Raw genomic sequence first — 14,459 nt, 5'->3', positions numbered from 1 at the left:
AAACGAATTGATTGAGGGGAAGGTAGGGATTAAGCGTTGTTGTTTACATCACTAGCTTGGTGATTAGTTGCATTGCTTTGGCGCAACTCACGTTGTTTCCACAGCTTGAAGATGGCTGGAAGCACCAACAGCGTCAGCAGCAGTGCTGATGCCATACCACCAATCATTGGTGCGGCGATACGTTGCATTACTTCTGATCCTGTCCCTTCGCCGTACATGATCGGAATCAGACCAATAATGACCGTCAGTACCGTCATCATTACTGGGCGAACACGTAGGCCTGCACCTTCACGAATGGCATCAGTTAGGTCTTTCGCCTCAAGCTTCTGTTGGCTCTCTTCTGCATCGAGTTTTTTGTAGTGCCACGCTTGGTTGAGGTAGACGAGCATGATGACCCCAATTTCAACCGCGACGCCTGCTAGGGCAATAAAGCCGACCCCAACGGCAATCGAGAAGTTGTAGTTGAGGATATGCATGAGCCACAAACCACCAACCATAGCGAGTGGTAGGGTAAGCATGATGATCATCACTTCACCGACACGACGGAAGCTGAAGTAAAGCAGCAGCATAATGATGGCGATGGTGATTGGTACCACGACACTCAAGCGATCTTTCGCACGCTCCATGTATTCGTATTGACCAGACCAAGCCAGCGAGTAACCCGCAGGAAGTTCTAGTTGATCGGCCACGACTTGCTGTGCTTCCACTACGTAAGAGCCAAGGTCACGACCATCGATGTCGACAAATACCCAGCCGTTTGGACGCGCGTTTTCTGTCTTGATCATCGGAGGGCCGTCTTCGTAACGAATGTCCGCTACATCAGCCAGCGCAATACGAGCGCCATTTGGTGTCACCAATGGTAGGTTTTGCAGTTTAACCACTGAATCTCGGTAGTCTTGTGGGTAGCGAACGTTGATTGGGTAACGCTCCAAGCCTTCAATGGTTTCACCCACATTCATACCGCCCACCGCAGTGGAGATCACTTGCTGAACGTCTTTGATGCTTAAGCCATAACGCGCTGCGGCACGACGTTTAATGTCGATCGTGACATAACGACCACCTGCTACACGTTCTGCATAAACCGATGCCGTGCCTTGTACGCCGTTAAGAATTGGCTCCAACTGAGAACCGATCTTCTCAATCACTTTCAGATCGGGTCCGGAGATCTTAATGCCGATAGGGGTTTTGATGCCCGTTGCCAACATGTCGATACGCGTTTTGATCGGCATTACCCAAGCGTTAGTAAGACCAGGGAACTGAACCAGCTTGTCGAACTCTTTGCGCAGTGACTCGGTTGTTACCCCTTCACGCCATTGGTCGCGTGGCTTCAACTGAATCACGGTTTCAATCATGGTGAGTGGCGCTGGATCGGTTGCAGTTTCAGCTCGGCCAATCTTGCCCCATACGGTTTTCACTTCTGGAACGGTTTTGATCAGCTTGTTGGTTTGTTGTAGAAGCTCGCGTGCTTTACCAATTGAGATACCCGGATAGGTTGTTGGCATGTACATCAAGTCCCCTTCATCCAGCGGAGGGATGAACTCGCTACCCAGTTTACTGGTTGGGTAGTAAGCCGATGCCATCAGACCTAATGCGATAACAATCATGGTCTTAGGGTATTTTAAGCTGGTGTTCAACAGCGGACGGTACAACGCGACCAAGCCACGGTTAACTGGGTTTTTGTGTTCCGGTAACACCTTACCGCGAATGAAGTAGCCCATAAGAACAGGGACGAGTGTGATTGCCAAACCTGCTGCCGCTGCCATTGCGTAAGTCTTAGTGAACGCAAGCGGCGAGAACATCTTGCCTTCTTGGCCTTCTAAGGCGAACACTGGTACGAAGCTAAGAGTGATGATAAGCAACGAGAAGAACAGCGGTGCGCCGACCTCTTCTGCGGCTTTGCCGATTACTTGCCAGCGGTTCTTGTCGGTCAATGGCGTTCGTTCAATGTGCTTGTGAACGTTTTCAATCATTACGATTGCCCCATCCACCATGGCACCGATGGCAATTGCAATACCACCCAAGGACATGATGTTGGCGTTGATGCCTTGCCAATGCATTACGATAAACGCAGTGAGAATGCCAACCGGTAGGCTCAGAGCGATAACCAACGAAGAACGAATGTGGAATAAGAATAACGCGCACACAATCGCAACGACAATGAACTCTTCTGCAAGCTTCTTCCATAGGTTTTCTACCGCTGAATCGATAAGGGTAGAGCGATCGTAAGTTGCAACAATTTCCACGCCTTCTGGCAGGCTGCGTTGTAGGTCTGCGAGTTTGTCTTTGACTTTCGCAATCACTTCACTGGCGTTTTCACCAAAGCGCATCACGATAACGCCACCTACCGCTTCACCTTCGCCATTCAGCTCTGAGATACCACGGCGCATTTGTGGGCCAAGGTTAATGTCTGCGATGTCTCCTAATAGCAACGGCGTGCCTTTCTCGGTGACTTTTAGAGGCAGTGATTTGATGTCTTCAATGCTGGTTAGGTAACCCGTGGTACGAACCATGTGTTCGGCTTCCGCAACTTCGATAACGGACGCGCCGGTTTCTTGGTTACCGTTTTGGATTGCCATGTTCACTTGTTGCAAAGTGAGGTTGTACGCACGCAGTTTGGCAGGATCAATCTGCACTTGATACTGCTTCACCATACCGCCCACGGTAGCGACTTCAGAAACGCCATCAACGGTTTGCAATTCGTATTTCAAGAACCAGTCTTGCAGGCTGCGAAGATCCGCCAAATCATGCTTGCCGGTTTTGTCTTGTAATACGTAGCTGTAAACCCAGCCCACGCCCGTTGCATCAGGACCTAGGGTTGGTTTTGCGTTCGGTGGCAGCTTTGGTGCTACTTGGCTTAAGTACTCCAACACGCGCGAACGTGCCCAGTACATGTCGGCATCATCGTTGAAAATGATATAAACGTAAGAGTCACCAAAGAAGGAGTAACCACGAACTGTCTCAGCACCCGGCACGGCAAGCATGGCGGTGGTGAGTGGGTAAGTGACTTGATCCTCGACGACTTGAGGAGCCTGACCCGGATAGCTTGTCTTGATGATCACTTGCACATCAGAAAGATCCGGAATCGCATCAACAGGCGTATTCTTTACACTGTAAAGTCCGCCTAATACAAGGGCTAAGGTCGCGACCAACACTAGGAATCGGTTGCTCAGTGACCAACGAATAATAGCATTGATCATAATTAACCCTCGACGGCTGTTGTTGCAGGAATTAGCTGTTTAAGAACGTAGTCAGAACCTTGTTTTTCAACTAGAAACCGAACTTTCTGTCCTTCTTCAAAACCCGATAGATCAACGTCTTCACCCACAGAGAAGTTCATCTCGCCTGCATCCCAGTTCCATTCTGCAACCGGTAGGTGGTTTAAGGTGATCATGCCAAAATCAGCCATCAGCATGCTAATGTCACCAGTTAGCCAAACTTCTGCGGCAATGACGCTGTTGTCTGCCTTATACTCGATGATTTGGTACTGACCGGACTCCGTCTTTTGCATTTCAAATTCGATAGCCTGACCTTTTTTCAAGTCACCCATTTCAACGCCATCTGCGAAAGTGAAGTTCATTACCATGCCCGGCCAATCCCATTCTGGTACAGGTTGGTGGTTGATGGTCAGCATGCGGTGATCTTTCATTACGTCTGTGATTTCACCTTTGGCCCATGCTGTTTCTGCCGCTGCTTCTACACCATTGATGCGAGACAGATCCGCCGACTGGCTTGATTCAGAATCGAGCATGAAGTGAGATGAAGTAACGATCTTATCGCCTTGTTTAAGTCCTTGTAATACTTCGATTTGTTCGCCAGCTTCACGGCCAACTTCAATTCGAGCGGAGCGATATTTGCCTTCGCCCTCAGCTAGAACAACGCGAGTCATACCACCAGAGCGGATAACAGATGATTTAGGAATCGTTAACACTGCGTCGTCAGTAACAGGCTGCAAGGCAATATTGGCGAACATGTTTGGCTTCAATGCGCCATCTGGATTAGGGAATTTAAGACGCACACGCAACGTACGTGTTTTCGGATCAAGGATTGGGTACACGTAATCGACAACACCTTGCCATTCATTGCCCGGAATCGCGTCAAGGGTCATCGTGGCTTGAGAACCCGCTTTCATCCAGTGCGCTTGACGCTCAAAGACTTCTGCATCAACCCAAACATTGTCCAAAGGACCTGCACTGATCACCGCTTGAGCAGGGGACAAATAGCCACCTTCACGCACGTTTAAGCTCGCGATAACGCCATCAGCAGGCGCTTTGATTTCAATGGTTTGCGATGCTTTACCACTACGAGTAATGGATTTGATTTGAGCACGGTCAACCCCAAGCGTTACCAAGCGCTCGGTCGCGCCTTTTTCAAGACCTTTGCGGCCAGTGCGGTACGCATTCAGCAATTCTTCTTGTGCTTTAACCAGTTCTGGAGAGTAGAGCGTGAACAGCACATCGCCTTTCTTCACTTTCTCACCCACGGCATTGATGTAGAGTTTTTCTACCCAACCCGCCACACGAACGTTGGTTTGCCATAACAGACTTTCATCAAAGGCAATATAGCCAACCGTTTCGATGCGTGGTGATAGCTGTTGTAGTGTCGCGTTTGCGGTTTTAACCCCGAGGTTGTTCTCTACTGAAGGGTCAATAGTCACTGTACCCGGTGCGTCTTGTTCACCGGATAGGTCTTCTGCGTAAACCGGAATCAAATCCATGCCCATTGGGGACTTACCCGGCTTGTCGCGTTTGTAGTTCGGATCCATTGGGGCAACCCAGTAAAGCGGATCATTAGAGCTTGCAGCAGACTCGCCACCCATCGCACTCATGTCATGAGTTGAGCCCGTAAGAAAATGATTAGCACCAAACCCTAAAGCACCACCAACAATCAGCGCGATGGTTGCAATTTTTAATGTTTTCATTGTTTTACCTTATTTTCCCCTTCACATTTGACGCTACAGCGTTGTTGCCTGCTCTCGTTCACCCAAATCACATAGAGGATCTATGCTCATGGGATTCTCTCGTTTGCCGCCTAACTGCAGCCCCAACTGTCTTGGGGAATCACAAATTAATATGTCGAAATAGAGCGAGCTTCCGGTGAAGCCACTTGGTAGTCGAAACCACCGAGTAGGGTGGCTAAATTGCTGTTTGCGATGTTGAGATCGGTCAGTAGACGTTGTTGCTCTAATTGCAGAGCCAATTCGTCAGTCGTGGCAGAAATCACATCGTTAAACTGCGCTGTGTTGTTTTGATAACCCCGCTCAACGGCTTGAATGCGCGCTTTCGCTTGAGGCAATAAGGTGGATTGATAACGTTCTAAACGCTGGGTTAAGTTGCCGCGATCAACTAGCAAAGTGTTCACCTTGGCATTCATCTGCGTTAGTAAGGTGTCCTTTTGTGATTGTGCCGCGCCAACTTGGTATTGAGCGGCCGCGAGATTACGATCTTGGCGGTCACCCGTAAACAACGGAATGTCCATGGTGAGGTAAGCGCTAACCAAATCAGAGGCGGGCTCACCCATCATGTTGTCGGCTTGGCGGTAGGCGTACATTACTTCGACGCCAAATTGTGGGTTGTAGGCTTGCTCAGCAATTTCCACCTGCGTTTTATTGGCAGAAATGCTGACGTCGGCCATCTTAACCATCGGGTGTTGGCTGAGTTGCTGATAATGCTTGGTGGAACCCTGGCTGGCAGCAAGTTTGCTGTTCAGTGTGTCCCAATTAAGTTGATTGCTCGCGTGCAGAGCCTCTTCGTTCGCCAACCAATTTGACCCCAACCATTCGGAGAGTTGAGAGATAAGACGACGTTGCATTTGTGCATTGGCTTGCAGTTTCTCATCCAACTTGCTGACTTGAAGTTGGGCGTTGAGCAGATCTTGCGCTTCACTCTTACCAATCGAATAGTTGGTTTGAATAAAGCTTTCCATTTCCTTCATCAACTTGCGGTTCTCAAGCATGATTTGCTCCGCGCGTTGCTGGTAACCAAGTTCTAACCAAAGTTGAGTCATGCTGTTGGCTACCTCAAGCTCACGAGCATGGACTTGAAGCCCAAGGCCGTCAGCTTGTTGATTGGCTTTCTTCTGCTGTAAATCAAGCGTAGAGCCACGCTCAAATTGTTGCATTAAACCAACGGAGATGTTGGTCATTGGGTCTTCATCGAATTTGAAGCTGTCGACAGGTAAGCCACCAAAACCCACTTTCAGTTTTGGGTCCATCAAGGTCGCACTCGCGACACCCGTTTCACGCATGGCAGCAGATTGCGCTGAGTATTGCTTACGATTGCCATCGTTACTCAAAGCGACGTTGATCAGTTGGGCAAGCTTGGTCGTTGAATCTCGCTCACTTGATGCGGAATTTTGCGCTGCGTGCGTCTCTTTACCAGCGGCGTTAACCAAGGTTGGCACAGCGACCAGAGCCACCATAAAAATAGGTGCAGCTAAGCGGTATGGTTTGATATCCATAATCTAAATCCAGTGTTCGCCGGATCGATGGAGGTGCGGATTTTATTGCGGGAACAGTAAAGCCTTGTTACCTCATCGTTCAGGCGCATTAAAACAACCTGCGATACACGCGCAGGGTCGAATGCTAGGATGGATTTAGGCTATAGGAGGTCGGTACAGGTCGCGGCTGACGTGTACGACTGGGGAAGCAACTTCAGGAGTAATAGTTGCGCGATAGACGACGGGCATTGGGCTATTGATAGGATTCGGTAGGGGGACGAAAACTATCGTACACGCAGCAGTACAGCAGGTATGAACCATGCCGGAGCCCCCACCACAGTTCATGCTGGTTTCTCTTGCATCGCCATCTTCGGACATAGAAGCGTCAGTCATGGAGACGTCCATCATGCCAGGCATACCGCAGTGTTCGCTGTCACTCATCATAGAAGGATGGTGAGCCATGCCAGTAGACATCATTTGAATATTCATCAACGGCTCACTGTTCGCCACACTAGATACCAATAGTACTAGCGTCGTGAAGAGAGTTAACCAGATTGTATGCAGCGATTTTAAGTGCATACCTTTTCCCATGTGTTTGATGAAAATGATGAAAACCCTTCGATTCTAAAGGTTAACCTAAGGGTAAGGTCAATCATTTATTACTCTTATTATCAAAATAGTCCACCCCTTCAGTTTTCGCACTTTCGAGGGAGTAAAACGTTTGTTAAACACCGAGTGTTGAAAGTTAGCGAAAGAAGCCCTCGCTTTTTATGACACGTGAAAAATGTGGTTTATAAGTTTTACATCACACTAACTTGTCTTACAAATGATTATCCTTATAGAATGCATGGTTTTACTTGTGCAGATTTGGATTTGCTTTGCTGCGGGGGTTGCATGATAGAAATCGTCATCGATGGAAAATATAGAATTGTAGAAGAGGGTCTAACCCTTTTAGAAGCAGCAAAAGTGTGTGGGGTCGAGATCCCATCGCTGTGCGGAATGAACAAAAGTAATGAAAAAGTACCGTGTGACTTGTGTGTAGTTGAAGTCGAAAGTGGCGGTACTAAGCGTGCGTGTGAGCTCGAAGTTTACCGCGGCCTTAATGTGGTCACGCAATCAGAACAATTAAGCGAGCACCGCAGAAAAGCACTCAACCGCATCATGACGGACCATTACGCCGATTGTGAAGCGCCATGTAAAACCGCGTGTCCTGCGGGCGTGGATATCCAATCGTACCTTTATCACATCGCACAGAACGACCATCAAAAAGCGATTGAAGTGATTAAGCGTACGCTGCCTATGCCGTTATCGATTGGCCGCGTATGCCCTGCATTTTGTGAGAGCGAATGTCGCCGTTCGCTAGTCGATGAGCCAATCGCAATTCGTCAGCTAAAACGTCATGCCGCGGATGCAGATCTGTCTGCGCATGAAGCCTATGTGCCAGAAAAGAAACCAATTAAAGGGTTGAACATTGCCGTCGTCGGCAGTGGCCCTGGTGGTCTAACGGCTGGCTATTACTTATCGAACGAAGGCTACGACGTTACGGTCTTTGAATCCATGCCAAAAGCGGGCGGTTGGTTGCGTTATGGCATCCCAGAATACCGTTTGCCAAAAGACATTCTCGATAAAGAAATCGAACTGATGTGCCGTAATGGCATGCAAGTGCACACTAATCAAAAGCTGGGTGTGGATTTCACGCTTTCTCAATTGAGCGAAGAATACGACGCAGTGTGTTTGGCGGTCGGTGCGTCTCAAGCGGTTGAAATGCATTACACAGGCAGCGACCTTGAAGGTTGCTACTTAGGCGTTGATTACCTTAAAGATTACGTGACTGAGCAAAATTACGTTACGGGTCAGAAAGTCGCGGTGATCGGTGGTGGTAACACGGCAATTGACTGTGCTCGTACTGCGCGTCGTGCTGGTGCAGACACCACGTTGATTTATCGTCGTACCCGTGACGAAATGCCGGCAGAAGACTACGAGATTGTCGAAGCGGAACACGAAGGGGTGAAATTCCACTTCTTGACCAACCCTGCAGAAAACCTTGCCGATGAAACCGGACGCGTGAATGCGATTCGTCTAGAGCGCATGGCGTTGGGTGAGCCGGATGCATCTGGTCGTCGCAGCTCTAAACCAACTGGCGAGTTCTTTACCGAAGAGTTCGACACCGTGATTGCGGCAGTATCGCAAAAGCCAGATCTGAGCTTCCTCGAAGGCGAAGATTTGTCGATTCCACTTACGCGCTGGAATACTTCTGATGCAGATGAAAAGACCATGCACACTGGCACGGGCAACATCTTCAGTATTGGTGATTTCCGCCGCGGTCCTGCAACGGCAGTTGAAGCGGTGGGTGATGGTCGCGTTGCGGCAAAAGCCATTGACCTGTTTTTGAATGGCGATATGGCGGATATGCCAAAGGCGGCGTTCAACTCGCGCAAAGAGAAGAAACTCTCTCAAGTCGATCCGCTTCACTTCGAGAATATCCAAAAAGTCGCTCGCTCTATCATGCCAGAGCTGACTCCAACACAACGCGAGCAAAGCTTCGCTGAAGTGGAGTTGGGCTTTGATAACGAAGAAGCAATGAAGGAAGCCGCGCGCTGCCTTGAATGTGGCTGTCAGGCCAATACCGATTGTGCGCTACGTGACTACTCCACCGAATATGAAGCCGAGCAGAGCTTTGACTTCTCCTTGCAGATTAAATCGCATCAAGATTGGTTAGATCTTCGTGCGAAAGACTTGCGTCATAAGTACGAAGTTGACCGCAGCTCTGAGTTTATTGAGTTTGATGCTAACCGCTGTATTAGCTGTGGTCAGTGTATCCAAGCGTGTCGCGACAAAGCCGTGCACGGTGTACTGAACTTTGTGTGCGATAAACAAGGTCGTCCCGCATTACGTCCTGATGATCGTCCACACTTTGGAAGTAACAAGAATGGCTTAACCCTAATGGGCGATTCGAACTGCGTGCAATGTGGCGCGTGCGTTCAAGTGTGTCCAACGGGTGCGATGGTCGATAGTCGTGACCGTTCGCAAGGTCGTACTGAAGATCTGAAAGCGGTCGACACCATTTGTACATACTGTGGTGTGGGCTGTAAGTTGACTATGTTCGTGGACGAAGCAACCAATACGATTCGTTACGTGAAAGGCGGTGACTCGCCGGTGAATCAAGGCATGCTGTGTGTGAAAGGGCGCTTTGGTTTTGACTTCATTGGCAGTGAAGAGCGTCTTACCACGCCATTGATTCGTAAAGACGGTTGGTTGCAGCCTGCAAGTTGGGAAGAGGCGATTCAACTGATTGCAAGTAAGTTCTCTGGCATCAAGCAAGATTTTGGCAGCAACGCATTAGCGGGTTTCTCTTCAGCGAAAACCACCAACGAAGACAACTACGCGTTCCAAAAATTTGTCCGTCGTGAACTGGGCACCAATAACGTCGACCACTGTGCGCGTTTGTGCCACGCATCGAGTGTAACCGGTCTTGAGGCGTCACTGGGTAGTGGTGCAATGACCAACGACATTCCAAGCATTAAGCACTCGGATGTGATCTTTATTATTGGTTCGGATACCACATCGGCGCACCCGATCATCGCTTCACACATCAAACAAGCAATTCGTCACCACGGCGCTCGTTTGATTGTGGCTGACCCGAAACGTGTCGATATGGCAGAGCATGCTGAGTTGTACATGGCGCACCGTCCGGGTACGGATGTGATGCTCCTAAATGGCGTCATGCAGCAGATCATCAAGAACGGTTGGTACGATCAAGAGTACATCGAAGAACGTGTCGACGGCTTTGATACCTTGCTGCAAGAAGTAATGTCGCCAGCTTACAACCTCGATAAAGTGGAGTTGGTTACGGGCGTTAAAGCTGAAGACATTCAAGCAATGGCGCGTATGATTGGCACGGCAGATCGTACCGCTGTTTACTACTCAATGGGTATTACTCAGCACACGACAGGTCATGACAACGTGCGTTCTATCGCTAACCTGCAATTGCTGTGTGGCAACATCGGTATTGAAGGTGGTGGTATCAACCCGCTACGTGGTCAATCAAACGTGCAAGGCGCGTGTGATATGGGCGCGTTGCCAAACAGTTTCCCGGGCTACCAAAAGGTATACAACCCAATTGTGCGTCAGAAGTTTGCGATTGAATGGAACGCACCAAATCTGCCTTCTGAGCAAGGTCTAACCCTGACAGAAATCATTGATGCGGCTTGCCATCGTGACGTTCGTGGTATGTACATCATGGGTGAGAACCCAGTGTTGAGTGACCCGAACCAAGCGCATGTGATTGAAGGTTTAGAAACGCTCGACTTCTTGGTGGTTCAAGACATCTTCCTAACGGAGACTGCACAATACGCGGATGTGGTTCTGCCTTCTTGCTCGTTTGCTGAGAAAGCGGGTCACTTCACCAATACGGAGCGTCGTGTTCAACGCGTGAATCCGGTCGTAACGGCACCGGGTGAAGCGAAAGAAGATTGGTGGATTATCCAAGAGATCGCCAATGCAATGGGCAGTGATTGGGATTACCACTGCGTGTCTGATATCACTAATGAAATCGCACGAGTGACACCTCAATACGCGGGTCTTCGTTGGGATGCCATTACGCCAAACGGTGTGCAATGGCCGAGCAACAAGAACAACCCTGCGGGTACTCGCATCATGCACCAAACCCAGTTTACTCGTGGTAAAGGGCAAATGGTGGGTGTACCGTTCCGTTATGCGGCTGAGCTGCCAGATGAAGAGTACCCACTTGTGTTAACGACGGGTCGCGTACTTGAGCAGTTCCATACTGGAACCATGACGCGCAAAACCAAAGGGTTGGATAATCTTGCTGGCCCTCGTGCGATGGTGAGCGTGGAAGACGCAGAAGCGTTAGGTATCAGTAATGGTCAGCGTCTGACGGTATCTACACGTCGCGGGAGCATTGAGATTGATGCCTTTGTGACTAAGCGTATTCAAAAAGGAGTGGTGTTCATTCCATTCCACTTTGTTGAATCGCCAGTCAACCGTCTAACGACAACAGCGACTGATCCGCATGCGAAGATCCCTGAGTTCAAGGTCGCTGCGGTTAAAGTGGAAGTGAGCGAAAAGACAACGCAGACAGAGTCTCTCGAAGATAGTTACCAACACGTTTAAATTCGGCGAGTCACGTTGTTGTGGGCACTGACAATTTGAGCCTAGTTGATGGGCGGATAATCTACTCTTGATTTCCGCTCTCACTACATTCACTCGGATTGTCTTTTTCTTCAAACTCCTTTTACTTTTCTGTTATCACCGCGCTCCGGTTAGTTTTCCTTTCTTACTTCTTACTTCTTACTTCTTACTTCTTACTGTCTCTATGGCGTTTTTTTGTTCAAGCCCATGATGAGAGTGCAATAAAGTTTGTTGTTGAGCTTGTCATAGAATTGACTGTCTCTGACTGTCCTCTGTTATTTGGGCAAGTTCTATAACCTAAACTTTGCTCGCTTCCTATACTGAATTAACGAAGCAAGATTTTTATAACAACAAGAGGAAGCTTGTATGACAAGAACAACCTCATTTGCACTCGTTTTATTACTTATGTGCGCATACTTTGGTTACAACCGTTATTATGTATACCCCCAGCAGTTGGAAACACAGGCGAAGTCCATGCTAATACAAATGGCAAATCGCGAAGAGTGGGTAGATGTGTTTGAGATGATGAATCGCGTAGACGCGCATAAGGGCCATTTGGAACTTGTTGCTGACGTGACATCCTCTGATGGTCAGCGTGCGTACAGTGAAGGTATTATCACGTACACGGATCGCGAAGGCGTTGTCTGTAAACAGGTAGTGTTCAACTTTAAAATAAACTCTTTGAAAAACTACAATATTTCCGATTTACGAGATTGTTCCTACGGTGAGTACTATTAATATTGTCTGAGAGTTGAGCTCGATAGCACAGTGTATGAATACACAAACAAAAAATAGCCCTTCGTTGGGGCTATTTTTGTTTTTAAGGAATGAACGCAATATCGTGGGATTAGTCGAGTGATTTTTTGAAGCGAAATGAAGCGACAATAAGGCCGATAACAGTGAATCCAAGTAACCAGACTGTATCTCGCCATAGCTCCATTAAATCTGCACCACGCAACACCACACCACGAATAATGCGCATAAAGTGAGTGGCAGGCAGGGCTTCTGAGATCCATTGTGCCGCGACGGGCATTCCTTCATAAGGGAACATAAATCCGGACAGAAGAATCGATGGCAAAAGAATAAACACCGTCATCTGCATGGCCTGAAGCTGTGTCGTCGCAATGGTGGATATCACCAAACCTAAGGTTAAACTCGCGGCGATAAACAGCAGCGTGCCAAACAGTATCTGACTAATGGCGCCGTTTATTGGCACGCCAAATATCCAGTGCCCCAATCCTAAAATGATAAACACCTGAATCAGACCAACAAAGATATACGGAATGATCTTCGCCACCATGAGTTCGATGGAGTGAATTGGCGTAGTAATCAGTAACTCTAAATTGCCGCGTTCTCGTTCTCGAACAATGGCTGCACTGGTGAACAAGATCATCGTCATGGTCAGAATCACGCCCAATAAACCAGGGACAATGTTCACCGCCGAGCGCCGACTCGGGTTGTAATACAGCGCAACTTCAAAGGTTTTGGTTGGGGCAGGGCGTATCTCAAAATCAAAATCCGTTAACGGCATGGTTTGTAGCGAGAGAATCGCAGAGCTGATCATGGTGTCTGAACCATCCACAATCCACTGGCCAAGTTCTCGACCTTGCACCATACGTTGGGTTAAGTCGCTAGGTAGAATTAAAGCCGCTCGCACCAAACCGTCTTGAATGGCTTGCTCGGCTTCTGAAGCGGTAGCAAAGGTTTCAACCACATCGACCACTTGCGTGACTTTGACGGACTCGGTAATCACGCGTCCGGCAGTACTGCCACTTTGATCGACGACGCCAACGGGGATGTTGCGAATATCGGTATTAATGGCAAAGCCGAATAGCAGAAGCTGAATTAGCGGGATCATCACGACCATGCCAAAGGTAATGCGGTCACGTGAAAGCTGACGGATCTCTTTGAGCATTACCGCTTTCATGCGGGCAATAGATTTCATCATTGGCGACCTTCTCCCGTAACGCTGACAAACACATCTTCCAAGCTAGGACGAGCAATGTTCATCTCGCAGCCATCAAGCTCAGGAAAGGTTTGGGTTAACCATTCGATCGGTTGTTCGATGTGCTGGTGGATCAAAATGCGTAAGCGAATGCCGAGCTGTGCGGCTGAGCGTACCTCTTCGCGCTGAATGACTTTCTCTTTTAGCTCGCGTAAGTTATCCGCTTTGACTTCGACGATGTTAACGCCCATTTGCGTCATGAGTTCTTCTGGCTCACCATCGGCGCGGATTTCCCCAGCTTCCATGATAGCCAGACGATGGCAACGCTCCGCTTCATCCATGTAGTGCGTTGTGACCAAAATCGTCGTACCTTGGTCAGAGAGATCAAACAACTGCTCCCAGAAATCGCGTCGGTTCTCTGGGTCAACCGCAGACGTGGGTTCATCGAGAAACAACAGTTCTGGTTTATGCATGGTGGCTGCGGCGAGAGACAAGCGTTGTTTCTGGCCGCCGCTCATTCCTCCGACGCGCTGTTTACGCAGTTGGTCGAGACCGTAGGTGGCTAGTTGTTCTTCGATGCGAGCCTTTAGGGCCTTGGTTTCCATACCAAAGATTTGTCCAATAAACTCAAGATTCTCTTGAACCGTCAGGTCATCGTAGAGGGAGAACTTTTGTGTCATGTAGCCAATCTTGAGGCGCAGAAGCTCAGATTGTTTTGGGATCTCTAGCCCGAGTACATCGACATTGCCCTCGCTTGGGCTAAGTAAGCCAGTTAACACACGAATAGTTGTCGATTTGCCACAGCCGTTAGGACCAAGAAAACCATAAATACTGCCTTTGGGCACATTAAGCGTGATGTTGTTGATGGCGGTGAAGTCACCAAACTTCTTCACTACATTTTCAGCTTGAATCGCAAATTCGGTCATTG

Annotated in this window: 8 protein-coding genes; 2 read left to right on the top strand and 6 right to left on the bottom strand. The window is 48.7% G+C overall.

The features are described 5' to 3' along the window. Positions 1-29: 29 nt before the first annotated feature. The 4 genes from R7093_RS02445 to R7093_RS02430 all read right to left on the bottom strand — a co-directional run bounded on the left by R7093_RS02445 (position 30) and on the right by R7093_RS02430 (position 7,014). Positions 30-3,197 (bottom strand): efflux RND transporter permease subunit, encoded by a 3,168-nt coding sequence (locus R7093_RS02445; RefSeq protein WP_047101677.1) that lies wholly within the window; start codon positions 3,195-3,197, stop codon positions 30-32. Between the two features lie 2 nt (positions 3,198-3,199). Then, positions 3,200-4,918, bottom strand: a complete 1,719-nt coding sequence (locus R7093_RS02440; RefSeq protein WP_047101675.1) for an efflux RND transporter periplasmic adaptor subunit — start codon at positions 4,916-4,918, stop codon at positions 3,200-3,202. 146 nt (positions 4,919-5,064) lie between these two features. Further along, positions 5,065-6,456 carry a TolC family protein gene (locus R7093_RS02435; protein ID WP_318146489.1) on the bottom strand — a complete coding sequence of 464 codons (1,392 nt, stop codon included), beginning with the start codon at positions 6,454-6,456 and terminating at the stop codon, positions 5,065-5,067. Positions 6,457-6,591: 135 nt separating this feature from the next. Continuing rightward, entirely contained in the window at positions 6,592-7,014 is a 423-nt protein-coding gene (locus tag R7093_RS02430) for a hypothetical protein (protein WP_017635236.1), read from the bottom strand. A gap of 315 nt (positions 7,015-7,329) precedes the next feature. On the opposite strand from R7093_RS02430, the gene fdhF reads away from it, so the two are divergent. Together fdhF and R7093_RS02420 are read left to right on the top strand one after the other, a co-directional pair. Continuing rightward, positions 7,330-11,568, top strand: a complete 4,239-nt coding sequence (fdhF, locus tag R7093_RS02425; RefSeq protein WP_318146488.1) for a formate dehydrogenase subunit alpha — start codon at positions 7,330-7,332, stop codon at positions 11,566-11,568. Positions 11,569-11,952: 384 nt separating this feature from the next. Next, complete coding sequence (locus R7093_RS02420) at positions 11,953-12,324, top strand: hypothetical protein (protein WP_005375433.1); 372 nt, start codon at positions 11,953-11,955, stop codon at positions 12,322-12,324. Between the two features lie 109 nt (positions 12,325-12,433). Here R7093_RS02420 and R7093_RS02415 read toward each other — a convergent pair whose 3' ends face one another. Both R7093_RS02415 and R7093_RS02410 read right to left on the bottom strand, forming a co-directional pair. Then, complete coding sequence (locus tag R7093_RS02415; protein ID WP_318146498.1) at positions 12,434-13,531, bottom strand: ABC transporter permease; 1,098 nt, start codon at positions 13,529-13,531, stop codon at positions 12,434-12,436. After that, the gene (locus R7093_RS02410) at positions 13,531-14,457 is read right to left on the bottom strand and encodes an ABC transporter ATP-binding protein (RefSeq protein WP_085569305.1); all 927 of its coding nucleotides are present in this window, start codon (positions 14,455-14,457) and stop codon (positions 13,531-13,533) included. Before R7093_RS02410 ends, R7093_RS02415 begins: the two co-directional genes overlap by 1 nt. Positions 14,458-14,459 lie beyond the last annotated feature (2 nt).

It is taken from the genome of Vibrio sp. 1580 (assembly GCF_033340055.1).
Note: the sequence above shows the minus strand (reverse complement) of the source record. Positions and strands in the feature narration are given on the sequence as shown.

Coding starts and splice junctions, on each gene's coding strand:
- R7093_RS02410 (WP_085569305.1), bottom strand. CDS start 14,457: ATGACCGAATTTGCGATTCAAGCTGAAAATGTAGTGAAGAAGTTTGGT.
- R7093_RS02440 (WP_047101675.1), bottom strand. CDS start 4,918: ATGAAAACATTAAAAATTGCAACCATCGCGCTGATTGTTGGTGGTGCT.
- R7093_RS02415 (WP_318146498.1), bottom strand. CDS start 13,531: ATGAAATCTATTGCCCGCATGAAAGCGGTAATGCTCAAAGAGATCCGT.
- R7093_RS02435 (WP_318146489.1), bottom strand. CDS start 6,456: ATGGATATCAAACCATACCGCTTAGCTGCACCTATTTTTATGGTGGCT.
- R7093_RS02420 (WP_005375433.1), top strand. CDS start 11,953: ATGACAAGAACAACCTCATTTGCACTCGTTTTATTACTTATGTGCGCA.
- fdhF (WP_318146488.1), top strand. CDS start 7,330: ATGATAGAAATCGTCATCGATGGAAAATATAGAATTGTAGAAGAGGGT.
- R7093_RS02445 (WP_047101677.1), bottom strand. CDS start 3,197: ATGATCAATGCTATTATTCGTTGGTCACTGAGCAACCGATTCCTAGTG.
- R7093_RS02430 (WP_017635236.1), bottom strand. CDS start 7,014: ATGCACTTAAAATCGCTGCATACAATCTGGTTAACTCTCTTCACGACG.